Here is a 24,193-nt window from a genome sequence, read left to right as displayed (position 1 = left end):
TGCAAATACCTGTCAGCCGAGTTGAAATCTCCCCGTATTGGCACTCAAGGCCTGGCTTCCCTGGCTCAGGGTGTCCGCCGCCAGGTTCACGGCCCGGGCGCCATCGAGCAGGCGCATGGCCGCCTGATCGACCTGCTGGATATTGCCGCTGACCTCATCGGCGGTGCTGGCCTGTTCGTCCACCGCTGTGGCAATTTGCGCCAGGGTGTCGGTCACGCTTTGCACGGCGGTGGCGATTTCACCCAGGCGCTCACCCAGGCCGGTGACGGCCTGGGCGTCGGTCTGGGCCTGGCCGCAGGCGGCTTCCATCAGGCTGACCGCTTCGGTCACGGTGGCGCGCAGGCTGTCGACGGTGCTGGCAATCTGTTGGGTGGAGGATTGGGTGCGTTGCGACAGGCTGCGTACCTCATCGGCCACTACGGCGAAACCCCGGCCCTGTTCGCCGGCGCGCGCCGCTTCGATGGCGGCGTTGAGGGCCAGCAGGTTGGTTTGCTCGGCCACGCCACGAATCGTATCGACCACCAGTTGGATCTGTTGCCCCTGCTCGCTGACCCGGCCCAATGCGGCAGCGGTCTCGTTGAGCCGCTGGTTGAGTTGCTGGATGCTCGCCGTGGTGCGTTGGCTGTCACGGCTGCTGTCGGCGGCGATGCGGCGGGTCTGCTGGGCGCTGTCGGCGGCCTGTTCACAGCTTTTCGCGACGCCTTGGGAAGTGGCGGCCAGTTGGGTCGCGGCGGCCGCGATCTGGCTGATCTGCATCTGTTGGGCCTCGACTTCGCCCAAGGCACCGCTGGAATGGGTATTGAGGGTGCGCACGGCATCACTCAACTGCAATGTCTCGTGATCCACCCCCAGCAGGCTGTTGCGCAGTTGCACCACGGCAACGTTGAGAGCGGTGCTGATGCCGGCCAGTTCGTCGCGTCCTTGTACCGGCACTTGCAGGCTCAGGTTGCCGTCACGCAGGGCCTCGGCCAGCAGCGTGATGCCGCTGGCGCTGCGGCGGATCGAGGCTTGCAGGCAGACGAACAGGTAAAGCGCCGCCAGCACCAGGCAGCCCAGCACGGTGGCGACCAAGGTGAACTGGCGAATCGCCGTGGCGTGGTAGTGATCCAACCGAGTGTCCAGCGCCACCAGCGACTGCTGCCGCAGCGTCGCCAAATCGCCCAACAAAGCGTCCATGTGTTTCTCGAAGGCGTCCGGCTTGAGGGTGATCGAACCACCGAACACGCCGTCATCCAGCACTTTCAGACCGGCGTCCAGATGCTTGAGGCTGCCTTGGTACTGTTCCGCCCACGTCCGCAATTCGCTGGGCAGGCGCGTTTCCAGCAACGCTCCGGTCTTGACCAGTTGATCCCGGGCGTCGCCGATACGGCTGCGCAAATCGCGCAATTGCAGGCGGCTCTGCAAGGTGAATTGGCCTGATACTACAGAGGCCTGGCCGACGCTGGCCAGGCGACCGACCCGTTCGATCAGGTCCGGCGTCTGCTGGGTCGCAATCTGGGTCAGCAAATAGGTTTCAAGCCAGGAGGCCAGGGTCAGGCGATTATCCATGACCATTTGCTCGCGCAGGGCTTGCAAGGCGCTGAGGGCGGCGGTGAAACGGTCATAGCCGTCAGGCCACCAGCCCACGGCACCCAGGCTCTTGGAGTCCAGGCCGTTGAGGCTGGTTTGCAGGGCCTGATAGCGGGCGAGGGTGTCGGCTTCGGCACCTTCGGCTTGCAAGGTCGTTCCCAAGTCATTGGCGGCCTGGTTGAGCGATGGTTGCACCGCATCGAACGCGGCCATCGCAGCCAGGGTGGCCGGCGTGGGTTGCCGATTGGTTTCCGTGGCACGCCAGCGGGCGGCGCGGTCGCGCTGGGCGGTGAGCAGGTTGTCCAGATTGTCCAGGGCCAGCAACTGGCGCACGCCGGCGCGTTCTCCGGAAATCAGGTTGAGTTTTTCGCGGTAATCCTGGCCGATGAGCCACAGGCTGCCCATCAATGGCAGGATGAACAGCAAAAACAGCAGTTGGAACTTACGGGCGAAGCCGAAACGTCCCAGCCATCTGATTCCCGGTGATAGAAAAGCCTGCATGCCCATACTCCCCTGAACATCCGCGCACTGTTTTCGTGCGTTTCTACACAAGTGTCGAAACGGATGTCCTTTTAAAAGGCCTCGAAAGTTTGTCCAAATCGGCGCGGTAGGCCAGCTCTGTAGCGAAACTTCCCATTCTCGGTCCCCTTTGTAAGGGGCCGCGTTATAACGGATTTACAAGGCAAGATTCAGACCATGGCGTTGCGCTATCACCGTGGTTTCCGACAATTTCGGTGGTCGATAGCAAGCTAAGGGGATAGCCTTGTTGCACCGAAAAATGGCACATTGACGCACCTGCCGCGCGCACCCATCCGTCGTCTGGAAACTCCCCATGGCTATCAGCAATACCCAGGCCGAAGCACCGTCCATTTCTGCCGCCGCCCAAAGCAGCCCGCTGGTGATGCGAATCATCGGCGCCGTGGCGTTGGCGCACCTGATCAATGACTTGATCCAGGCCGTGTTGCCTTCGATCTACCCGATGCTCAAGGACAGCTACGGCCTGACCTTCACCCAGGTGGGCCTGATCACACTGACGTTCCAGCTGACGGCTTCTCTGTTGCAGCCCTGGGTCGGTTATCACACGGACCGGCATCCCAAGCCCTGGTTGTTGCCGTCCGGCACGGTGTGTACGTTGATCGGTATTGTGATGATGTCCATGGTCGGCAACTTCGCATTGATCCTGCTGGCGGCGGCGCTGATCGGCATCGGCTCGTCGACGTTCCATCCGGAAGCCTCGCGGGTGGCGCGACTGGCCTCGGGCGGTCGTTACGGGCTGGCGCAATCGACGTTCCAGGTCGGCGGTAACGCCGGCTCAGCCTTCGGCCCGCTGCTAGCCGCGGCGATCATCATTCCCTACGGCCAGGGTAATGTGGCCTGGTTCGGATTGTTCGCCCTGTTTGCGCTATTCGTGCTCTATCGCATCAGCCGTTGGTACGCCAACCATCTGAACCTGTTCAAGCTCAAGCAAGGCCAGGCGGCGACCCACGGTTTGTCCAAGGGGCGGGTGCTGGGTGCCTTGGTGGTGCTGGGGCTGCTGGTGTTCTCCAAGTACTTCTACATGGCCAGTTTCACCAGCTATTTCACCTTTTACCTGATCGAGAAATTCGACCTGTCGGTGGCCTCGTCCCAGTTGCATCTGTTCCTGTTCCTCGGCGCAGTGGCGGCGGGCACGTTCTTCGGTGGCCCGATTGGCGACCGTATCGGACGTAAGGCGGTGATTTGGTTCTCGATCCTGGGCGTGGCGCCCTTCACCTTGATCCTGCCCCATGTCGACCTGCTGTGGACCAGCATTCTCAGCGTCGTGATCGGCTTCATCCTGGCCTCGGCATTCTCGGCCATCGTCGTATATGCCCAGGAACTGGTGCCGGGCAATGTCGGCATGATCGCCGGGGTGTTCTTTGGGCTGATGTTCGGTTTCGGCGGGATCGGTGCCGCGTTGCTCGGGCACCTGGCGGACATTCGTGGCATCGAATACGTGTATTGGTTGTGCTCGTTCCTGCCATTGTTCGGCGTGCTGGCGATTTTCCTGCCGCGGACTAAAAAAGCCTGAACCGGGCAGCAGCCGAAGACTGAGCGCAATGACCTGATACAGAAGTAACCGGGGCGGTGCGACATTTCGCTGAATCCCCTCGCCACAGTTTTTGCAGCGGGGGAGGTTCTGTCAGATCCGGTAATACTTCGCTTCGTATGACATGGCCTGAAACGTTGTAGGATTTTTTCCCCAATTACGTTCAGGCCCTTATGAGCACTCTCCAGGAACCTCCCAGTCGCTGTTTCCCATCCTCACCTCGCGCTAACCCCGCGATGACCTTGCAAGGGAGCCACTGACTCCCATGGAATGGATCGTCGACCCCACGGCATGGCTTGGCCTGCTGACCCTCATCGTGCTGGAGCTGGTGCTCGGCATCGACAACCTCGTCTTTATCGCCATCCTGGCGGACAAGCTGCCACCCGAGCAGCGCGACCGTGCCCGTGTCATCGGCCTGTCCCTTGCGCTGTTGATGCGCCTCGGCCTGCTGGCGAGCATCTCCTGGATGGTGACGCTGACCGCGCCGTTGTTCGAGGTCTTCGACAAGACATTCTCGGGCCGCGACCTGATCATGCTGTTCGGGGGTGTGTTCCTGTTGTTCAAGGCCACCATGGAACTGCATGAACGCCTCGAAGGGAATGTGGCGCAACGTTCAGGCAACGCGACTTATGCGCTGTTCTGGCCGATCGTGGCGCAGATCGTGGTGCTCGATGCAGTGTTCTCCCTGGACGCGGTGATCACCGCCGTGGGCATGGTGGAACACCTGTCGGTCATGATGATCGCGGTGATCTTCTCCATCGGCCTGATGATCGTCGCGAGCAAACCTTTGACCAAATTCGTCAACGGGCACCCGACCGTGATCATGCTGTGCCTGGGTTTCTTGATGATGATTGGCTTCAGCCTCACGGCCGAGGGTCTGGGGTTCCACATTCCCAAAGGCTACCTCTACGCCGCGATCGGCTTCTCGATCCTGATCGAGCTGTTCAATCAACTGGCCCGTTCGCGACGCAAGAAGAGCCTGCAAGGTCAACGCCCGATGCGTGAGCGCACCGCCCATGCGGTCCTGCGTCTGCTGGGAGGGCAGAAACTGGACGCCGAAGAAGTCGGTGAGGAAATCGCCGACATGCTGGCGGGTGATGAAGTCGAGCAGGTCTTCGATCGGCGGGAGCGGGTCATGATCAGCGGCGTGCTGCAGTTGGCGGAGCGCCCGATACGCAGTGTGATGACCCCGCGTGCCGAAATCGACCACATCGACCTGGCCAACCCGGCGCAGGAAATCCGCACGAAGCTGATGCATTCGTCGTACTCAAGGCTGCCGCTGATCCGCGACGGACGGGTGGATGAGCCCTTGGGGTTCGTCCATAAGAAAGAGCTGTACAAAGAGTTGTTGGCCGGCAACGAGCCCAACCTGGAAGTCATGGCCCGTCAAGCCATCAGCCTGCTGGACAGTTTCACGATCCTCAACGCACTCGAGCAGATGCGCAAAGCGTCGACTCACATTGCGTTCGTGGTCAACGAATTCGGTGACTTCATCGGTCTTCTCACCATGACTGACATCCTGGAGTCCATCGCCGGTGAGTTACCGGATGCCAGTGAAATAGAGGGCCCCAATATCGTCGCCGAGGAGGACGGCTTCCTGGTCAGCGGCGCGCTGAACCTCAGCCTGGTGCGTGAGCACACCGGGTTCCAGGCGAAAGCGACTGAGGACTACCAGACGCTCGCCGGGCTGGTCATGAGTTTGCTCGACCGGCTGCCGGTGAAGGGCGACCAACTGACGTGGCAGGAATGGAGCCTGACGGTGATGGCGGTCGAAGAGCGTCGCGTGACGCGAGTGCTGTTGCGCCAGCCTTCTTCCGCGAGGTGACCTACCGGGGATGCGATCTGCCGAGGTTTCTTGGTATTCTCGCATCCCTTTTCATGGACGAAGCCGAACACATCATGGCTAACGACACCCCATCCCCCATTGGCAAGATCCTGCTGGGCCTGCTTTTCGCGTTGATTGGTCTTGGCCTGCTGGCCATCGCCGCCAATCTGATCCTTGAGCGTCGGGATTTCCTCGCCCACGCACAAACCGCCGATGGTGTCGTCAGCCGATTGAATGCTGGCGGTTCGCATCCTGAAATTGCCTTTACCACCGGCGCCGGCGAGAAAATCTCCTATCCCCAGGGTGGCCTGATATTCGGCTACCAGCAGGGGCAGTCAGTCCTCGTTCATTACTTGCCGGAGCAGCCGGCCGGCAGCGCGGTCATCGATGACTCAGGTGCGTTATGGGGGCCGTCCGGGTTGCTGGGGGCGCTGGGTCTCATGTTCGCCTTTGCAGGTCTGGCATCAATCATCCGCCAGCGCGGCCGCGGTGCGGTTCAATCACATAAAGGACTTTGAATCATGAGTTACAACATTCCCATCCCGGTCAATGAAAGCCGCTGGCAGTACCAGACCGCCAGCGGTGGCGGCCTGACCGTAGCCGTGGTGGCGGGCAGTGGCGGTTCGATTATCCTCCGCTCGCCGGAGGGCAAGGACGTCAGCTACCGTTATGGCGGTGTCGGCGTAGGAGCCGGATTCGGTGCGCGGCTGCCGCGTTTCGGTAAGGTCAATATCCAGATCAAGGGCAAGAGCGTGGGCGGGGCCGGCGCGGCCGAGGCTTTCCCCAGCTTCGGCAAAGTGTTTGTCAGCGACGCGCTGGCCAGCCGTGACCTGACCGAAGACGATATCACCGGCCCGTGCATGTACACCGAAGTGGGAGGAGGCCTGGTGGTGGGCGGTTCGGCGACCGCGCTGTTGTTCGGGCTCGATCCGAAGCTGCTGGCGTTGTCGGTGGCCTTGAACGCCAGCGCGGTGACTTCGATCATTGCTGCCAACACGGTCAACCGGCAACTGCTGCAATCGGCCAAGGGTGCGGTGGTGATGGCCGGCATGAATGCCGGCGTGCAGGCCGGTGGTGGCGCGGCGATTTACATGGGCTATCTGTTCTAGGACACACAACACCCAAAAGGGGCATCGCTCAGGATCGAGCACGCCCTTGGTCGAGCGCAGCCGGTGGGAACGATGGGAAGGCGAGCAAGTCCCAATTGCTCTACTGGAGCGACGGTTCCAGTGCCCCTTAAAGGACTATCCCATGGCAAACACCGATAGCACGACGGCAAGTACCCACACCGTAAGAACTGGCCCGGGCACTGTCCAGGTCGACCTCACCGGCCAGTTCGACGCCAACCAGAGCATCATTATCCAGCCGGACGGCAAGATCCTGGTCGGCGGCTATACCGAGTACCTCGCGTGGGGCTACCCCGGGGCGCCCGGCGAGGAGAGCTACGGCTACGAACAGAACCATTCGGTCATCCGCCTGAACGCGGACGGTACGCTGGACACCGGCTTTCATGAAGGTGGTGTCGACATTGTCCCTGCCGCGATCGCCCCGGCGTCGCGCTACGAACTGACTGCGGTGCAATCCGATGGCAAGGTGCTTGTCGCCGTCGCCTTGAACACCGGCATACAGGTGGAGCGCTACAACAGCGACGGGACGCGCGATACTGCCTTCGGTCAAAACGGCATGGTGACGGTCGAAATCAACCACAGCTTCAAGGACATCGACCTGACGGCCAATACCGATGGCACCTTCCAGATCAGCGCCCGCGGGTTTGACCAGGCTACAGTGACCCGCATCGATCATGACGGCACGCTGGTCGAAGGCTTTGGCGACAAAGGCATGCTGACGGTCAACATTCCCGCAGACGAACACTACAACGGAGCGATTTCCACGGCGGTGCACGCAGATGGAAGCGTCGTGGTTGGCGCTGCTTACAATGCTGCCGGCTTGGGTGATCCAACGTACGCCCTGCAGCGCTTCGGCCCCGATGGTCAGCTCGATACCCGGTTTGGTGATGACGGTGTCCTCTACCTGAACCCTGTCATGGGTTTCGGCGAAGACTCGGTGATCACCCTGCAAGCTGACGGCAAGATCATCGTCATGGGCCATGGCGAAGGCGCCCGGGTGACTGTCGCCCGGCTTAACGCTGACGGCTCCTTCGATACCACCTTTGGCTCCAAGGGTACGGTGAACTTCGAAGCCGATACGCCGGTGGCCTTGACGGTGCAGGGAGATGGCAAGATCCTGGCGGCCGGCACGAACAGCGGTGATTTCAGCATCATCCGTTTTAACGCTGATGGCACTGTCGATACCGGCTTCGGCAGCCAGGACGGCAAGCTCCATGTGGATGGTTACGCCGGCGAAGAGATCTTGCAGGGCAGCGATGCCAACGAAGTGATCCGCGGCCTGGCGGGGGACGATGTGCTCCAAGGCAACGGCGGGCGCGACCTTTTGCAAGGGGGCGCAGGCACGGACATCTTCCGTTTCGGTGAACTGAGCGACAGTTTCCGCACTGCGACGCAAGGCAACAGCGACCGGATCCTGGATTTCGACGCCGCCAACGACCGCATTGACCTGATTGGCCTGGGCTTCACTGGCATTGGCAACGGCCATGACGGCACCTTGGCGGTCCAGGCCAGCGCTGACGGCACGCGCACTTACCTCAAAAGCTACGACGCCGATGCCTCGGGGCAACGCTTTGAACTGGCCTTGGACGGCAACCTGGTGGGGCAATTGAACGACACCAATCTGGTGTTCACCGCGCCTACCGTCGAAGGTACGTCCGCCAGCGATACGCTGACCGGCTCTGCATTGTCGGAAATTATCCACGGTCTGGACGGCAATGACCGTATCAATGGCGGTGCCGGCGCGGATGTCATCATTGGCGGCCGGGGCGCTGACCGCCTTAACGGTGGAGACAGGTCCGACATTTCGTTGTGGACAGATAATCGGCAGAATGCCGATGTGTTCCGCTACACCTCTACCGAGGACAGCTACCGGACGGACAGCCATAGCTCCGTCGACCTTATCGAAGGCTTCACGGTCGACGACAAGATCGATGTATCGGCCCTGGGCTATACCGGCCTTGGCGATGGGACGAGCACGACGTTGAAGATGGTCTACAACCAGGCGCTGGACCGCACCTATCTGACGGATGTGGAAGCAGACGCCCAAGGTTATTGGTTCCAGATTGCACTGGCCGGGGACTGGCGGGAAAGCCTGGATAACGACAACCTGATCGTGGCACCCGACGCCGGGGTAGGGCTGATCGGGGTGGTGCCGGAGGTCGATCCAGGGCATCTGTTGGGCTGATGCAGGCTTGGCTCTCCCACATGGGTCGATGCTGATGCTTCGCTCACAAAAAAGCCGCGAATCAACGCGGCTTTTTTAATGCCAGCTACATCAGACGTTAAAGCGGAAGTGCATCACGTCGCCATCCTTGACGATGTATTCCTTGCCTTCCAGACGCCATTTGCCGGCTTCCTTGGCACCGGCTTCACCCTTGTACTGGATGAAGTCGGCGTAGGCGATGACTTCGGCGCGGATGAAGCCTTTCTCGAAGTCGGTGTGGATCACCCCGGCCGCTTGTGGGGCGGTGGCGCCGACGCGGACGGTCCAGGCGCGGACTTCTTCAACACCGGCGGTGAAGTAAGTCTGCAGGTTGAGCATCTCGTAACCGGCGCGGATCACGCGGTTCAGGCCAGGTTCTTCCAGGCCCAGGGCTTCCAGGAACATGTCCTTCTCTTCACCGTCGTCCAACTCGGCGATTTCCGCTTCGATCTTGTTGCACACCGGAACCACCACGGCGCCTTCTTCTTCGGCGATGGCCTTGACCACGTCCAGGTGCGGGTTGTTCTCGAAGCCGTCTTCAGCGACGTTGGCAATGTACATGACCGGCTTGGTGGTCAGCAGGTGGAAGCCCTTGATCACAAGCTTCTCTTCGGTGCTCATGTTCTTCATCAGGCTGCGCGCCGGCTTGCCTTCGGTGAAGTGCGCGATCAGCTGTTCCAGCAAACCCTTCTGGACGACCGCGTCCTTGTCGCCACCCTTGGCGTTGCGGGCAACTTTCTGCAGTTGTTTTTCGCAGCTGTCGAGGTCGGCGAAGATCAGTTCCAGGTCGATGATCTCGATGTCGCGTTTCGGGTCGACGCTGTTGGAGACGTGAATCACGTTTTCGTCTTCAAAGCAGCGCACCACGTGGGCGATGGCATCGGTCTCGCGGATGTTGGCGAGGAACTTGTTGCCCAGGCCTTCGCCTTTCGAGGCGCCGGCCACCAGGCCCGCGATGTCGACGAATTCCATGGTGGTCGGCAGGATGCGCTTGGGATTGACGATGGCGGCCAGGGCATCCAGGCGTGCATCCGGCATTGGCACGATACCGCTGTTCGGCTCGATGGTGCAGAAGGGGAAGTTCTCGGCCGCGATACCGGATTTGGTCAGGGCGTTGAACAGGGTGGACTTGCCGACGTTAGGCAGGCCGACGATGCCGCAATTGAATCCCATGGTGTTTCCCCTCGGTAAGAGTCAGGCCTTCTGGCTGTGCAGGTTTTTCATCGCGCGGTTCCATTCACCGGCGAGGATATCCGGCAGCACGCCGAGGGCAAAGTCGATGCTGGCATCGAGTTTTTCCTGTTCGGCGCGAGGCGCACGACCCAGGACAAAATTTGACACCATGCTGGCGACGCCCGGGTGGCCGATGCCGAGCCGCAGGCGGTGGAATGTATTCTGATTACCCAGTTGCGCAATGATGTCGCGCAACCCGTTGTGACCGCCATGGCCGCCGCCCTGCTTGAGCTTGGCAACGCCCGGAGGCAGGTCGAGTTCGTCGTGGGCCACCAGGATTTCTTCAGGCTTGATGCGGAAGAAACCGGCCAATGCCGCCACGGCCTGGCCGCTGCGGTTCATGTAGGTGGTGGGAATCAACAGGCGAACATCCTGACCTTGATGCGAGAAGCGTCCGGTCAGGCCGAAATATTTGCGATCGACCGCCAGGCTGACGCCTTGTGCGTGCGCGATGCGCTCAACAAAAAGGGCCCCTGCGTTATGCCGGGTCTGTTCGTATTCAGCGCCTGGATTTCCCAAGCCAACGATCAGTTTGATGGCAGTCACGATAGGGGCCCTTCCTGGAGTGTGGATAACAAGGTCGCGTCAGTCGGTTTGGCGACAGTGGACGAAATGGCGGATCTACCGTTAAGTAAACTTCGCGTTCTCGCCCGCTGTCTCGCTACGTTCCAGTCCGCGATGTTTCCGGTCACTCCGGCGACAGAGTGAAATTACTCTGCAGCGCCTTCTTCGGTAGCTTCTGGAGCAACACGTGGAGCGTGGACGTTGGCAACAGCCTTGTCATCACCGTGCGCCAGGGCAACGAACTCAACGCCTTTAGGAGCCTTGAGGTCGGACAGGTGAACGATGGTGCCGATTTCGGCGTCAGCCAGGTCGACTTCGATGAACTCAGGCAGGTCTTTCGGCAGGCAGGAAACTTCCAGCTCGGAAGTCACGTGCGAGATTTCGCCGCCTTTCTTGATCGGAGCAGCTTCGTTGATGAAGTGCACTGGAACGGTAGCGGTCAGTTTCTGGCCAGCCACGACGCGGATGAAGTCGGCGTGCATGATGAACTGCTTGGCCGGGTGACGCTGCATCGCTTTAACGATGACGTTTTGCTTCTTGCCATCGACGTTCAGCTCGATCACGTGGCTGAAGGCAGCCTCGTCTTCGAACAGCTTGGCCACTTCTTTGGCCAGCATGGTGATGGACTCAGGGGCCTTGTCGCCACCGTATACAACGGCAGGAACCTGGCTGGCGAGACGACGCAGGCGGCGGCTCGCACCTTTCCCCAGGTCGGTACGCGCTTGGGCGTTCAGAACGAAATCAGTCATTTTGTATCTCCAAAATAGCCATCCCGGGTGACGTCTGCGACCGACGTCAAAGCGGTATGGGCAAAAAAGCCCCGCCCCAACATGAGTGTTGGGGCGGGGCGCTTTTCGTCAGCGGGTTGTCATCGAAAGGGCAGGGCCCTTAACGGAACATCGCGCTGATCGATTCTTCATTGCTGATGCGGCGGACCGCTTCGGCAACCACCGGTGCGATATCCAGTTGACGGATACGCGCACAGGCTTGTGCTGCTGCGGACAGCGGGATGGTGTTAGTGACCACCAGCTCGTCCAGCACGGAATTTTCAATGTTCTCGATCGCCCGACCCGACAGCACAGGGTGTGTGCAGTAGGCAAAGACCTTGGCAGCGCCGTGCTCTTTCAGGGCCTTGGCCGCGTGGCACAGGGTGCCGGCGGTATCGACCATGTCATCGACCAGGATACAGGTACGCCCTTCGACGTCGCCGATGATGTGCATCACTTCGGAGTGATTGGCTTTTTCACGACGCTTGTCGATGATGCCCAGATCCACGCCCAGGGATTTGGCCACTGCGCGTGCACGCACGACGCCGCCAATGTCCGGGGACACGATCATCAGGTTTTCGAAGCGCTGATCTTCAATGTCATCCACCAGGACCGGGGAGCCGTAGATGTTGTCCACGGGAATATCGAAGAAGCCCTGGATCTGGTCAGCGTGCAGGTCAACCGTGAGGACACGGTCGATGCCAACGACGGTGAGCATGTCAGCCACGACTTTCGCGCTGATGGCCACACGTGCGGAACGCGGACGGCGATCCTGGCGGGCATAACCAAAGTAAGGAATTACAGCAGTGATACGAGTAGCCGAGGAACGACGGAAGGCATCAGCCATCACGACGAGTTCCATCAGGTTGTCGTTGGTCGGAGCGCAAGTCGGCTGAATAATGAAGACGTCTTTACCGCGAACGTTTTCATTGATCTCGGCAGTGATTTCGCCATCGGAGAACTTACCGACAGAAATGTCACCGAGAGGGATATGCAGCTGACGTACGACACGCCGAGCCAGATCGGGGTTAGCGTTCCCCGTAAAGACCATCATCTTGGACACGCGCAGTACCTGAAGGCTGAGGGTATACCTGGATGAGTATAGGAAAATGGCAGGGGCGGCTGGATTCGAACCAACGCATGGCAGGATCAAAACCTGCTGCCTTACCGCTTGGCGACGCCCCTGTATCTGTTGCTGCGAGTGCCCAGCACTCGATTCCGTTTAGAGCAGGTCTTGCAGCTTGCGATGCAACATCGAAACGTTGCTTCCCTTTGCTACAAACCCTGTAAGGGTCTCTGTCAGAAGGGCCGAGACTTTATCAGCTTCAGCTTTGCTTGGGAAGCCCCCAAACACACAACTTCCAGTTCCGGTGAGTTTTGCTTCGGTAAATTTACCTAACAAATTCAAAGCGTTACGAACATCTGGGTAACGCCTCGCTACCACCGGTAAGCAGTCATTTCGACTGTTTCCCTTGGGAACGGGGCGCACTTTAATGGGAGGAGAGTTACGTGTCAACAGTGGATCTGAAAAAATTTCTGCTGTACTTACAGAGACTTGCGGCACCAGTACCAGGTACCAGGGTTCTTCGGGCTCGACTGGCGTGAGTTTTTCCCCGACGCCCTCGGCGAAAGCCGCGTGGCCACGCACGAAAACCGGCACATCGGCGCCCAGGGTCAGGCCCAGGGCGGCCAGGCGATCCACGTCCCAATCCAGCTGCCACAAGTGGTCGAGCCCGAGCAGCGTGGTCGCCGCATTCGAGCTGCCGCCGCCGATGCCACCGCCCATGGGCAGGATTTTTTCGATCCAGATATCGACGCCCTGCGCGCATCCGGATTGTTCCTGGAGTTTTCTAGCGGCCCTCACGATCAGGTTGCTGTCGTGGGGCACACCTTCGAATTCGGTGTGCAGCCGAATCACGCCATCGTCGCGCACGGCAAAGGTGATCTCGTCGCCGTAATCCAGGAACTGGAAAATCGTCTGCAACTCGTGATAACCATCCGGACGACGCCCGAGGATGTGCAACATCAGGTTGAGCTTGGCCGGGGAGGGCAGGGTCAGGCGTGGCGCGGTCATGTCATTGCCCCAGCTTGCGCGGCTGCCATTGCTTGATCACCAGCGTGACATCGAGGTTGCTGCCATGCAGCTTGATGCGTTCGGGCAGCCAGTAGCCGTTCTGTTGGGCGTAGCTCAGGTATTCGATCTGCCAGTCATCCTGTTCCAGGTTGGACAGGCGGCTGTCGCCGTCCAGGGTCAGGCGACTCTTGCTGTCCGGGGCCGGTAGCCCGCGAACCCACCAGGTCAGATGGGAAACAGGCAGCTTCCAGCCCAGTTGCTCTTCCAGCAGGGCTTCAGGCGAGGGAGCGTCGTAACGACCTTGGTTGGCAACTTCCAGTGAGACCTGGCCCGGACGACCGGTCAACCTCGCCGCGCCGCGCCCCAGCGGGCCGGACAGGCGAATGTCGTAGTAGTCCTGGCGTTGCAGCCAGAACAGCGTGCCGCTGCCCGAGTCCTTCGGTGCGCGGATGCCGATCTTGCCGTCGATCTGCCAGCCGTCGAGGCCGCTCAATTGTTCCTTGTGTTCACGCCACTGGGCCGGGTTGCCATGGCCCTGGACGGATTCACGGGCGCCGAAGCCCGCGCAACCGGCGAGCAGGGCAATGAAGCTGAAAACGATGAAATGGCGCAAAAACATAAGCTTAAAGGGTCTCTGATCCGGTCAGGCGTTTGATGGTGCCGCGCAAAATCGGGCTGTCGGGCTGGTCCTTGAGGAATTTGCTCCAGATCTGCCGGGCCTCGCGCTGCTTGCCGTTGGCCCATAGCACTTCGCCCAGGTGAGCGGCGACTTCCTGGTCGGGAAAACGCTCCAGGGCCTGGCGCAACAGGCGCTCGGCTTCATCGAGGTTGCCCAGGCGGAAATTCACCCAGCCGAGGCTGTCGAGCACCGCCGGGTCTTCCGGATTGATCTGGTGGGCCTGTTCGATCAGCACCTTGGCTTCGTCGTAGCGGGTGGTGCGGTCCGACAGGGTGTAGCCCAACGCGTTGAGGGCCATGGCATTGTCCGGATCGCGCTGGATGATCAGGCGCAGGTCTTTTTCCATCTGCGCCAGGTCATTGCGTTTTTCCGCCTGCATGGCCCGGGTGTACAGCAGGTTCAGATCGTCCGGATACTGTTTCAAGGCTTGTTGCAGGACATTCCAGGCCTTGTCGCCCTGATTGTTGGCCGACAGGGTCTCGGCTTCGATCAGGTACAGCTGGATGCCGTAGTCCGGCTGGGCATCGCGCTGCACGGCGAGGCGGCTCTGGGCTTCGGCGGCCTTGCCATTGCCGATCAGGATATCGGCCTGGCGCAACTGGGCCGGCAGATAGTCATTGCCCGGGCCGACCTGGGCGTACTCGATCAATGCGCTCTCGGGGTCGTTGCGTTCTTCGGCGATGCGGCCAAGGTTCAGGTGGGCCGAGTCGACGTGGCTGTCCCGGGCGATCAGGTCTTCCAGGTAGCCCTTGGCCTCGTCCCAGGCCTTGGCTTCCAGGCAGACCAATGCCAGGGAATAGCGCAACTCGTCGTCTTCGGGGTATTGCTGGACCAGGCTGGAGAACTCCACCTTGGCGTCGTCCATGCGGTTGTTTTCCACCAGCATGCGGGCGTAGGTGAGGCGCAGGCGCTTGTCATCCGGGTATTTCCTGATGCTTTTTTCCAACAGTGGCAACGCTTCGTCGCCACGGTCCAGGCCTTGCAGCAGACGGGCGCGCAACAGGATCGGCGCCACTTCGCCGGCTTCCGGCGGGTTGTCCTCCAGCAGCCTGAGGGCGCCTTTGCTGTCACCGTCCTGTTGCAACAGCAGGGCCTTGCCGAAAATCAGCTGGCCGTTGTTCGGGTGGCGCTGCAACAGGCGGTCGAAGCTTTTCATCAGGCCGTTGCGGGTTTCCTGGTCGGTGTCGGCGGCCGACAGCGCGAGGAAGTCGAAATGGGTGTCGCCCTTGCCCAGCAGGACTTTCTCCATATACATCATGGAATCGTCGTAGCGCCCGGCCCGCGCCAGTTGTATGGCCGCGGCGCGCTGCGCTTCGAGGTCGTCCGGGGCATTCTTCGCCCAGATCAGCGCCGTATCCAGCGCGGGCTGGTCGGCGCCCAGATACTCGGCGATGCGAAATGCCCGCTCGGAAATGCCCGGATCCTGAGTATTGATGGCCTGGGTCACGTAGTTGTCCAGCGCGATGTCGAAGCGGTTGCGCTGGCCCGCCAGCTCGGCGCTCAACAGGCTGAAAATGGTTTCTTCACTGAACGAGCCGTAGACCTTGGGCTTTTCAGGCGCCGGGGTGCTGTCTTCGACCGGCGGCGTACCGTCCGTCGAAACGGGGGCCATGGACTGGCAGCCGCTGAGCAAGGCTAAAGCGAGGAGCAACGCGGAAGATCTATTCATATAGGAAGAGGACGACTAACCTGCGGTCGGATCATCATGACACAAGCCTTGGGTCAAACATAACCGCCCCGTCGATTTACGCGATTGGCCGGCGCGATAGAGATCGGGTGGTTGTTCTGGATTCTGCGAAGTAGGACAATTGCCGGCTTCACGTCACCATCAGCGACCTTGAATGGCCTTCCTTGCACTTGGTATCAACCACAAGACTGCTTCAGTAGATGTCCGCGAGCGCGTGGCCTTTACGCCTGAGCAGCTGGTGGAGGCCCTGCAGCAGCTCTGCCGACTCACCGACAGCCGCGAAGCCGCGATCCTCTCCACCTGCAATCGCAGCGAGCTTTATATAGAACAGGATCACGTTTCGGCCGAGTCGGTGCTGCGCTGGCTGGCCGATTACCACAATCTGAGCCTGCAAGAGCTGCGGGCCAGTGCTTATGTGCACGAGGACGATGCGGCCGTTCGTCACATGATGCGCGTCGCCTCGGGGCTCGACTCGCTGGTGCTGGGCGAACCGCAGATCCTCGGCCAGATGAAGTCGGCTTACGCCGTGGCCCGCGAGGCCGGCACCGTCGGCCCGTTGCTGGGGCGGCTGTTCCAGGCCACCTTCAATGCCGCCAAGCAGGTGCGCACCGACACGGCCATCGGCGAGAACCCGGTGTCCGTGGCATTCGCCGCCGTCAGCCTGGCGAAACAGATTTTCAGCGACCTACAACGCAGCCAGGCGCTGCTGATCGGCGCCGGCGAGACCATCACCCTGGTCGCCCGCCATCTTCACGACCTAGGGGTCAAACGCATCGTGGTCGCCAACCGGACCCTGGAACGGGCCAGCACCCTTGCCGAACAGTTCGGTGCCCATGCGGTGCTGCTGGCGGACATTCCGGCGGAGCTGGTGCACAGCGACATCGTCATCAGTTCCACCGCCAGCCAGTTGCCGATCCTGGGCAAGGGCGCGGTGGAAAGCGCCTTGAAACTGCGCAAGCACAAGCCGATCTTCATGGTAGACATCGCTGTTCCCCGGGATATCGAGCCGGAAGTCGGCGAACTGGATGATGTCTATCTCTACAGTGTCGACGACCTGCACGAAGTGGTCGCCGAGAACCTCAAGAGCCGGCAAGGCGCGGCCCAGGCGGCCGAAGAGATGGTCAACATCGGCGCCGAGGATTTCATGGTGCGCCTGCGTGAGCTGGCGGCGGTGGATGTGCTCAAGGCCTATCGTCAGCAAAGCGAACGCCTGCGCGACGAGGAGTTGCAAAAGGCCCAGCGCCTGCTGGCCAACGGTGGCAACGCCGAGGAGGTGCTGGTGCAACTGGCTCGCGGATTGACCAACAAATTGCTCCACGCCCCCAGCGTCCAGCTCAAGAAACTGACCGCCGAAGGCCGCCTCGATGCGCTGGCCATGGCCCAGGAACTCTTTGCCCTCGGTGAGGGTTCACCGGATAGTTTTTCGGATAAAAAACCGCAATGAAAGCGTCACTGCTCAATAAACTGGATGTTCTCCAGGACCGTTTCGAAGAACTGACCGCCTTGCTCGGCGATGGCGAGGTCATTTCCGACCAGAACAAATTCCGCACCTATTCCAAGGAATACGCGGAAGTCGAGCCGATTGTCGCCACCTATAAACAGTTGCTCAAAGTGCAGGCTGACCTTGAAGGTGCTCAGGCGCTGCTCAAGGACAGCGACCCGGACCTGCGGGAAATGGCGGTAGAAGAAGTTCGCGAAGCCAAGGAGCAGTTGGTCGAGCTGGAGAGCAACCTGCAACGCATGCTGCTGCCCAAGGACCCGAACGACGGGCGCAACGTCTTCCTCGAAATCCGTGCCGGCACCGGCGGCGACGAAGCGGCGATTTTCTCCGGCGACCTGTTCCGCATGTATTCACGCTACGCCGAGCGGCGTGGCTGGCGCGTGGAAATCCTTTCGGAGAACGAAGGCGAACACGGTGGCTATAAAGAAGTCATCGCCCGGGTCGAGGGCGACAACGTCTACGGCAAGCTGAAGTTCGAGTCCGGCGCGCACCGGGTACAACGGGTGCCGGCTACCGAGTCCCAGGGGCGTATCCACACCTCGGCCTGCACCGTGGCGGTGTTACCCGAGCCAGATGAGCAGGAAGCCATCGAGATCAATCCGGCGGACTTGCGCATCGATACCTACCGTTCCTCCGGCGCGGGCGGCCAGCACGTCAACAAGACCGACTCGGCGATCCGCATCACTCACTTGCCTTCTGGCATCGTGGTGGAGTGCCAGGAAGAACGTTCCCAGCATAAGAACCGGGCGCGGGCCATGGCCTGGTTGTCGGCCAAGCTCAACGACCAGCAGACCAGCGCCGCCGCCAACGCCATTGCCAGTGAGCGCAAGCTGCTGGTGGGCTCGGGCGACCGTTCCGAGCGGATCCGCACCTACAACTTTGCCCAGGGCCGGGTTACCGACCACCGCGTCAACCTGACCCTGTATTCGCTCGACGAGATTCTTGCCGGCGGTGTCGAAGCGGTCATCGAGCCGTTGCTGGCCGAATACCAGGCCGACCAGTTGGCTGCGATCGGCGAGTAAGAGGTGAATCCATGACCATCATCGCCAGTTTGCTCCGCGCCGCCGAGCTGCCGGATTCGCCCACTGCTCGCCTGGACGCCGAACTGTTGCTGGCGGCTGCGCTGGGCAAGTCCCGCAGCTTCCTGCACACCTGGCCCGAGCGCATCGTGCCGAGCGAGGCTGCCTTGCTGTTTTCCGAATACCTGCGGCGTCGGCGTTCCGGCGAGCCGGTGGCCTACATCCTGGGGCAGCAGGGCTTCTGGAAACTCGACCTGGAAGTGGCGCCCCACACGTTGATCCCGCGTCCCGACACCGAGCTGCTGGTGGAAACCGCGCTGGCCTTGCTACCCGCCACGCCGGCCCGGGTCTTGGACCTGGGCACCGGCAGCGGCGCGATTGCCCTGGCGCTGGCCAGCGAGCGACCGGCCTGGAAGGTCACCGCGGTGGACCGCGTGCTGGAGGCGGTGGCCCTGGCCGAACGCAATCGCCAACGCCTGGACCTGCGCAACGTCACTGTCTTGAGCAGCCATTGGTTCAGTGCACTGGACGGCGAGCGCTTCGAGTTGATCATCAGCAATCCGCCCTACATCGCCGCCACGGATCCGCATCTGGCCGAGGGTGACGTGCGCTTCGAGCCGGCCAGTGCGCTGGTGGCGGGGCAGGATGGCCTGGATGACCTGCGCGAGATCATTGCCCGGGCACCGGCGCACCTCGCACCGGGAGGCTGGCTGATGCTCGAACATGGCTACGATCAGGCCGAGGCGGTGCGTGACTTGCTTCGCGCCCAAGGGATGATGGAAGTCCACAGTCGCCAGGACCTGGGCGGTCATGAGCGCATCAGCCTGGGGTGCCTGCCGTGCTGAACGATCAGGAGCTGTTGCGTTATAGCCGGCAGATTCTGTTGCAACACGTCGACATCGACGGCCAGTTGCGCCTCAAGCAGGGCCGCGTGCTGATCGTCGGCCTGGGCGGCCTCGGCGCCCCGGTGGCCTTGTATCTGGCGGCGGCTGGCGTCGGCGAGTTGCACCTGGCGGATTTCGACACGGTCGACCTGACCAACCTGCAACGCCAGATCATCCATGACACCGACAGCGTCGGCCTGAGCAAGGTCGATTCGGCGATCCGTCGCCTGACGGCCATCAACCCTGAGGTGCGGCTGGTGCCTCATCCAGCGGCCATGGACGAAGACAGCCTGGCCGCCGCGGTGGCGGTCGTGGATGTGGTGCTGGACTGCTCCGACAATTTCTCGACCCGCGAGGCAGTGAACGCAGCGTGTGTATCGGCAGGCAAACCGCTGGTCAGTGGCGCGGCGATTCGTCTGGAGGGGCAGTTATCGGTGTTCGATCCGCGCCGTGCCGAGAGTCCCTGTTATCACTGCCTCTATGGCCACGGCAGCGAAGCCGAGCTGACCTGTAGCGAAGCGGGTGTGCTTGGGCCGCTGGTGGGACTGGTGGGGAGTCTGCAAGCACTGGAGGCGTTGAAGCTGCTGGCCGGTTTCGGTGAGCCGCTGGTGGGGCGTCTGTTATTGATCGATGCCTTGGGCACACGCTTCCGGGAACTGCGAGTCAAGCGTGACCCAGGTTGCAGCGTGTGTGGTGGTGCGCATGAGTGAAGCGCCGGTCGGAGTGCTTGACTCGGGTGTCGGCGGGCTCTCGGTGTTGGGAGAGATCCGTCAATTGTTGCCCAATGAGTCGCTGCTGTACGTCGCGGACTGTGGGCATATTCCCTACGGCGAGAAAACCCCGGAATTCATCCGGCAGCGCTGTGCGATCATTGCTGACTTTCTCCTGAGGCAGGGCGCCAAGGCCCTGGTGGTCGCGTGCAATACCGCGACGGTTGCCGCCGTGGCCGATCTGCGGCGCGACTTTCCCGACTGGCCCATCGTCGGCATGGAGCCAGCGGTCAAGCCGGCGGCTGCCGCCACCCGCAGCGGCATCGTCGGCGTCCTCGCCACCACCGGCACCTTGCAGAGCGCCAAGTTCGCCGCCTTGCTCGACCGCTTCGCCACTGACGTGCGGGTCATCACCCAGCCGTGTCCTGGCCTGGTGGAACTGATCGAAACCGGGGACCTGCACAGTGCGGCCCTGCGCCAACTGTTGCAACACTACGTCGAGCCCCTGTTGGCAGCCGGCTGCGACACGTTGATCCTGGGCTGTACTCATTACCCATTTCTCAAGCCGTTGCTCAAGCAGATGATCCCTGAACACATCAGTTTGATCGATACCGGCGCTGCCGTGGCCCGGCAACTTCAGCGTCTGTTGGCCGAACGCGGAGTGTTGGCCGAAGGGCCAGCCAGCGAAACTCGATTCTGGAGCAGCGCGGATCCAGAACATTTAGGAAAAATCCTACCAATGCTATGGCATTCGTCTGGCATTGTGCGAAGCTTCGATCTGTAAGAAAAAATGTGAAAATTATGTAAAACGGGCTGAACTTCTGCTTAAACACGGATTTCTATAGCTCAGTCTGTTGTAACGAAAAACTAACTAAAGTCTGTACGGAAAAGGATGTTTCTAATGAAGCGCTTATTCTGCTTTGCCGCATTTGCGGCTGCATTGCTGGGGCACACTTACACCGCACAGGCGGCGGGCGTGGAGTTCGGGGTCGGCCAGACCAGCGACTCGACCATGACCTATCGCTTGGGTATGCAATTCGATTGGGACAAGAGTTGGTTGCAGAGCGACGTGGGGCGCTTGACCGGCTACTGGAGCGGGGCCTACACCTATTGGGATGGCGATGACAAAGCCAGCAACCACAGCCTGTCGTTCTCGCCAGTGTTTGTGTATGAGTTTGCCGGTCAGAACATCAAGCCTTACGTCGAAGCCGGTATCGGCGTCGCGTTGTTTGCCAATACCGAAGTGGAAAGCAACAAGCTTGGCACGGCGTTCCAGTTCGAAGACCGCATCGGTTTGGGCCTGCGCTTCAATGGCGGACATGAAGTGGGTATTCGCGCTACGCACTATTCCAACGCCGGCATCAAGTCGACCAACGACGGTGTAGAAAGCTTCGCGCTGCACTACACAATGCCGCTGTAATACCCAGACCTGTGGGAGCGAGGCTGCTCGCGAAAGCGCTGGGTCAGTCACCTCGATGCTGGCTGACCCACCGCCATCGCGAGCAGGCTCGCTCCCACATTGGTTTTTGGTGAACACCGGATCTGCGTCTACCACAGCCTTGTGGGAGCGAGCCTGCTCGCGATGGCGGTGGTTCGGTAGACGGTGATTCAGCGATACGCCGTCGTGATTCCCCGGCGTTCTTCGATGCATTCCGCTGCACCCATTTCGAATTCGCGGCAAATCAGCGGGCGGTTCTCGTAGATCGTGCATCTCATGCTGTCGCGGTCCAAGGCCGCGCACCATCCGTCATCTAGCCGCCGCATCACTTCCCCACCCCAGTCATCGGTGTCGATAAAGCGCTGTGGAACGCCGGTGTCGGTGATCAACATCACTTCCAACTGGCAGCAACACGCCGCGCACGTCGAGCAACTGACGGCGGGGGCGCTGATTTCCTGGACAGGGACGGTTTTCATGGCGCGCAGTGTAAGGCAGTTGCGCGGCTCAGCGTCGTCCCTTGATCGGGTCGTCGTTTTTCGTCTGGCAAGCGTTGGTATCCGCCGGCAGGTGCTCGACCGATGAAGAGAGAGGCCAGAGAGCGGTCATGGACATGACGGGCAAGGCCAATTCATGGGGGCGCTCCAACAAATGCTCGAGAATGTGCCGTGCCGCTTCGTCAGGTGTCCACCGGACCGGAGCCGAAAAACAATCCTCATGGCCTGCGGGTGGCTTGTCATACCCCGGATGAACCATTGTCACATCGATGCCCTGAACGGCGAGGTCGGCGCGAGCCTTTTCGAACAGATAACGCATCCCGCCGCCATTCGTTTCGGTGGCCGTCGGTGGCAGATACGTCGCCGGGCTGGCAATGCCCACCAGATGCGGTGCGGTACCGCTGCGCAAAAGAGGCTCGGCGACTTCAATGCAATAACTGGCGACGAGCAGGTTGCTGCGCAGCAGATGCTCGATAAACGTGTGATCAGTCGTTTGCCCGCCGATGTACTCAGCCGTTCCGGCGTTGATGATCAGGGTGTCCAGGGATCCCCAGTCCCGGGCGATCCGCTCGCCAAGTTCACGCACGGTCTGGCTGTCGGTCAAGTTGCCCGGCAGCGTCAGCACTTGTCCCGGATAGCGTAACGACAGGGCTTCATTCGATTGGACACTGCCAGAACTGACTGCCAGGTGCGCGCCCGTTTCCAGCAGCGCTTCAGCCAGCGACGCACCGATCCCGTTGCCGGCACCGGTGAGCCAATATCGCCGTGGCTGCTTCGAATCCATTGGGTACTCCTATCGATCGCGGCGGCGCTTCGATGCGCTGCGTGTATTAGTACGACTATATGGCCGGCTGAATAATTACGCATCCCAGCAGCGGCAATTTCATGTCCGCTGATCGGCCGACATTTGCAGTGTCGCGTCCTGCCGCGCCGGCAGGTTCCTGAACGCAGAAAGCGCCCGAGCGCGGGATTGGGCCAGATCGACGATGGGCGGTGGGTAATCCGCCGCGCCAAACAAACTGCCCTGAGGATTTGGGTTATGGACTTGTTGCCTATCCAGATCGTTCAACTCGGGTAGCCAATGTCTGATGAAGCGGCCTTCTCGATCAAACTTTTCCGACTGACTCAGTGGATTGAATATCCGAAACCACGGCGATGCGTCCGTGCCGGTGGAGGCGCTCCATTGCCAGCCGCCGTTATTGGCCGCCAGGTCGCCGTCGATCAAGTGTTGCATGAAGAAACGCTCGCCCTCGCGCCAGTCGATCAGCAGGTTCTTGGTCAGGAACATCGCCACTACCATCCGCAGACGGTTATGCATCCACCCGGTTTCCAACAGTTGACGCATGGCCGCGTCGATAATCGGCAGGCCGGTGCGTGCCTGTTTCCAGGCCGCCAGTTCTTCAGGGGCGTTGCGCCACGGCAGCGCCTCGGTTTCCGGGCGGAATGCGCGGTGGCGCGACACGCGTGGAAAGCCCACCAGAATATGTTTATAGAACTCACGCCAGAGCAATTCATTGATCCAGGTCACCGTTCCGACGTTTCCGCTCTCGAATTCTCCCTGGTTGGCTTGCAGCGCCGCATGCAGGCACTGGCGCGGCGAGACAACGCCGGCCGCCAGATATGCCGACAGTTGGCTGGTACCAGGCTTGGCCGGAAAATCCCGTTCGCTCTGGTAATAGTCGATGTATTGGTAGACAAACGTCTCCAGGCGCCGTCGGGCTTCGGTCTCGCCAGCGGGCCATAGGGCGCGCAGCGCTTGGCTGGGGGGCGCAAAGCCGTCGATTTGCGTGGGCACCGGATCGCTGGCGATGCCCACAGGTGCCTGTCGAACCGGCGACGGGACCAGGCTTGGTAAGGAAAGATGCAGACGGCTGTAGCAGACCTTGCGAAATTGGCTGAACACTTGGAAATAAGTGCCGGTCCTGGTCAGGATCGTGCCGGGCTTGAACAGTAACTGGTCAAGGTAACTGTGGAACGCAATCCCGTGGTCGGCCAGCGTACGAGCCACTTCGGTATCGCGACGGCTCTCGTTCACCCCGTACTCTTCATTGACATGTACCGCGTCGACTTTCAGTTCGCGGCACAGCGTCAGCAGCACTTGCGGCGCCTGGCTCCACTGCGCCGCGTCGCGGATCAGCAACGAAATATTCAGCTCATCCAGTGCCGCGCTCAACGTCGCGAGGTTGCGCAACCAGAAATCAATCTTGCACGGCGCGTCGTCATGGGTCCGCCACTGGGCCGGGCTCGTCAAGTACACCGCGACACAGGGGCCCCGCGCAGCGGCTGCTGCCAGGGCGGTGTTGTCGTGCACGCGCAAGTCACTGCGCAGCCAGACCAGTTGCAGACTGTTT

The 24,193-nt window shown here is 61.0% G+C and carries 22 protein-coding genes and 1 tRNA gene; 11 read left to right on the top strand and 12 right to left on the bottom strand.

Annotation, left to right across the window (positions count from 1 at the left end):
- Positions 1–12 precede the first annotated feature (12 nt).
- Positions 13–2,070 (bottom strand): methyl-accepting chemotaxis protein, encoded by a 2,058-nt coding sequence (locus ACLEJR_RS08590; protein WP_440813282.1) that lies wholly within the window; start codon positions 2,068–2,070, stop codon positions 13–15.
- Positions 2,071–2,401: 331 nt separating this feature from the next.
- On the opposite strand from ACLEJR_RS08590, the gene ACLEJR_RS08585 reads away from it, so the two are divergent.
- From ACLEJR_RS08585 to ACLEJR_RS08565, 5 genes are all read left to right on the top strand, one after another.
- Complete coding sequence (locus tag ACLEJR_RS08585) at positions 2,402–3,619, top strand: MFS transporter (protein WP_440813280.1); 1,218 nt, start codon at positions 2,402–2,404, stop codon at positions 3,617–3,619.
- Between the two features lie 283 nt (positions 3,620–3,902).
- Positions 3,903–5,462 (top strand): TerC family protein, encoded by a 1,560-nt coding sequence (locus ACLEJR_RS08580; RefSeq protein ID WP_440813279.1) that lies wholly within the window; start codon positions 3,903–3,905, stop codon positions 5,460–5,462.
- Positions 5,463–5,536: 74 nt separating this feature from the next.
- Positions 5,537–5,980, top strand: coding sequence for a DUF3592 domain-containing protein (locus tag ACLEJR_RS08575; RefSeq protein ID WP_440813343.1), 444 nt, complete (start codon positions 5,537–5,539; stop codon positions 5,978–5,980).
- A 3-nt stretch (positions 5,981–5,983) separates the two neighbouring features.
- The gene (locus ACLEJR_RS08570; protein WP_440791564.1) at positions 5,984–6,571 is read left to right on the top strand and encodes a hypothetical protein; all 588 of its coding nucleotides are present in this window, start codon (positions 5,984–5,986) and stop codon (positions 6,569–6,571) included.
- Positions 6,572–6,713: 142 nt separating this feature from the next.
- On the top strand, positions 6,714–8,774 hold the full coding sequence (locus ACLEJR_RS08565) for a calcium-binding protein (RefSeq protein WP_440813277.1): 2,061 nt from the start codon (positions 6,714–6,716) through the stop codon (positions 8,772–8,774).
- Positions 8,775–8,864: 90 nt separating this feature from the next.
- On the opposite strand, the gene ychF is transcribed toward ACLEJR_RS08565, so the two are convergent.
- From ychF to ACLEJR_RS08525, 8 genes are all read right to left on the bottom strand, one after another.
- Complete coding sequence (ychF, locus tag ACLEJR_RS08560) at positions 8,865–9,965, bottom strand: redox-regulated ATPase YchF (RefSeq protein WP_440791560.1); 1,101 nt, start codon at positions 9,963–9,965, stop codon at positions 8,865–8,867.
- A gap of 21 nt (positions 9,966–9,986) precedes the next feature.
- On the bottom strand, positions 9,987–10,571 hold the full coding sequence (gene pth / locus ACLEJR_RS08555) for an aminoacyl-tRNA hydrolase (RefSeq protein WP_045155087.1): 585 nt from the start codon (positions 10,569–10,571) through the stop codon (positions 9,987–9,989).
- Positions 10,572–10,735: 164 nt separating this feature from the next.
- Complete coding sequence (locus ACLEJR_RS08550) at positions 10,736–11,338, bottom strand: 50S ribosomal protein L25/general stress protein Ctc (protein WP_440791558.1); 603 nt, start codon at positions 11,336–11,338, stop codon at positions 10,736–10,738.
- Between the two features lie 139 nt (positions 11,339–11,477).
- Positions 11,478–12,419 (bottom strand): ribose-phosphate pyrophosphokinase, encoded by a 942-nt coding sequence (locus ACLEJR_RS08545; RefSeq protein WP_003171603.1) that lies wholly within the window; start codon positions 12,417–12,419, stop codon positions 11,478–11,480.
- Between the two features lie 47 nt (positions 12,420–12,466).
- Positions 12,467–12,541: transfer RNA gene (locus tag ACLEJR_RS08540), tRNA-Gln, on the bottom strand.
- Positions 12,542–12,578: 37 nt separating this feature from the next.
- A complete protein-coding gene (ispE, locus tag ACLEJR_RS08535; RefSeq protein ID WP_440813274.1) occupies positions 12,579–13,430 on the bottom strand; it encodes a 4-(cytidine 5'-diphospho)-2-C-methyl-D-erythritol kinase in 852 nt (283 codons plus the stop codon).
- A 1-nt stretch (position 13,431) separates the two neighbouring features.
- Positions 13,432–14,049, bottom strand: a complete 618-nt coding sequence (gene lolB, locus ACLEJR_RS08530; protein ID WP_440791554.1) for a lipoprotein insertase outer membrane protein LolB — start codon at positions 14,047–14,049, stop codon at positions 13,432–13,434.
- A gap of 4 nt (positions 14,050–14,053) precedes the next feature.
- On the bottom strand, positions 14,054–15,778 hold the full coding sequence (locus ACLEJR_RS08525; RefSeq protein ID WP_440791552.1) for a tetratricopeptide repeat protein: 1,725 nt from the start codon (positions 15,776–15,778) through the stop codon (positions 14,054–14,056).
- A 172-nt stretch (positions 15,779–15,950) separates the two neighbouring features.
- Here ACLEJR_RS08525 and hemA point away from each other — a divergent pair, with 172 nt between their 5' ends.
- The 6 genes from hemA to ACLEJR_RS08495 all read left to right on the top strand — a co-directional run bounded on the left by hemA (position 15,951) and on the right by ACLEJR_RS08495 (position 21,330).
- Positions 15,951–17,240 carry a glutamyl-tRNA reductase gene (hemA, locus tag ACLEJR_RS08520; RefSeq protein WP_440813272.1) on the top strand — a complete coding sequence of 430 codons (1,290 nt, stop codon included), beginning with the start codon at positions 15,951–15,953 and terminating at the stop codon, positions 17,238–17,240.
- Positions 17,237–18,319 (top strand): peptide chain release factor 1, encoded by a 1,083-nt coding sequence (prfA, locus tag ACLEJR_RS08515; protein ID WP_440813269.1) that lies wholly within the window; start codon positions 17,237–17,239, stop codon positions 18,317–18,319. The genes hemA and prfA overlap by 4 nt, the downstream gene beginning before the upstream one ends.
- An 11-nt stretch (positions 18,320–18,330) precedes the next feature.
- Positions 18,331–19,161 carry a peptide chain release factor N(5)-glutamine methyltransferase gene (gene prmC / locus ACLEJR_RS08510; RefSeq protein ID WP_440813268.1) on the top strand — a complete coding sequence of 277 codons (831 nt, stop codon included), beginning with the start codon at positions 18,331–18,333 and terminating at the stop codon, positions 19,159–19,161.
- Positions 19,155–19,910, top strand: a complete 756-nt coding sequence (locus ACLEJR_RS08505) for a molybdopterin-synthase adenylyltransferase MoeB (RefSeq protein WP_440791544.1) — start codon at positions 19,155–19,157, stop codon at positions 19,908–19,910. Before prmC ends, ACLEJR_RS08505 begins: the two co-directional genes overlap by 7 nt.
- Positions 19,903–20,694: a glutamate racemase gene (murI, locus tag ACLEJR_RS08500; protein ID WP_440813266.1), complete on the top strand. Its 792-nt coding sequence runs from the start codon at positions 19,903–19,905 to the stop codon at positions 20,692–20,694. Before ACLEJR_RS08505 ends, murI begins: the two co-directional genes overlap by 8 nt.
- 117 nt (positions 20,695–20,811) lie before the next feature.
- Positions 20,812–21,330: an acyloxyacyl hydrolase gene (locus ACLEJR_RS08495; protein ID WP_440791540.1), complete on the top strand. Its 519-nt coding sequence runs from the start codon at positions 20,812–20,814 to the stop codon at positions 21,328–21,330.
- Between the two features lie 188 nt (positions 21,331–21,518).
- Here the strand turns inward: ACLEJR_RS08495 and ACLEJR_RS08490 are convergent, their stop codons facing one another.
- From ACLEJR_RS08490 to phrB, 3 genes are all read right to left on the bottom strand, one after another.
- Entirely contained in the window at positions 21,519–21,824 is a 306-nt protein-coding gene (locus ACLEJR_RS08490) for a YkgJ family cysteine cluster protein (RefSeq protein ID WP_440813264.1), read from the bottom strand.
- Between the two features lie 28 nt (positions 21,825–21,852).
- Positions 21,853–22,626 (bottom strand): SDR family NAD(P)-dependent oxidoreductase, encoded by a 774-nt coding sequence (locus tag ACLEJR_RS08485; protein WP_440813261.1) that lies wholly within the window; start codon positions 22,624–22,626, stop codon positions 21,853–21,855.
- Positions 22,627–22,725: 99 nt separating this feature from the next.
- Positions 22,726–24,186 carry a deoxyribodipyrimidine photo-lyase gene (phrB, locus tag ACLEJR_RS08480; protein ID WP_440813342.1) on the bottom strand — a complete coding sequence of 487 codons (1,461 nt, stop codon included), beginning with the start codon at positions 24,184–24,186 and terminating at the stop codon, positions 22,726–22,728.
- Between the last annotated feature and the right edge of the window lie 7 nt (positions 24,187–24,193).

Origin of the sequence: Pseudomonas sp. SMN5 (genome assembly GCF_052041925.1) — a bacterium.
Lineage (GTDB): Bacteria > Pseudomonadota > Gammaproteobacteria > Pseudomonadales > Pseudomonadaceae > Aquipseudomonas.
Note: the sequence above shows the minus strand (reverse complement) of the source record. Positions and strands in the feature narration are given on the sequence as shown.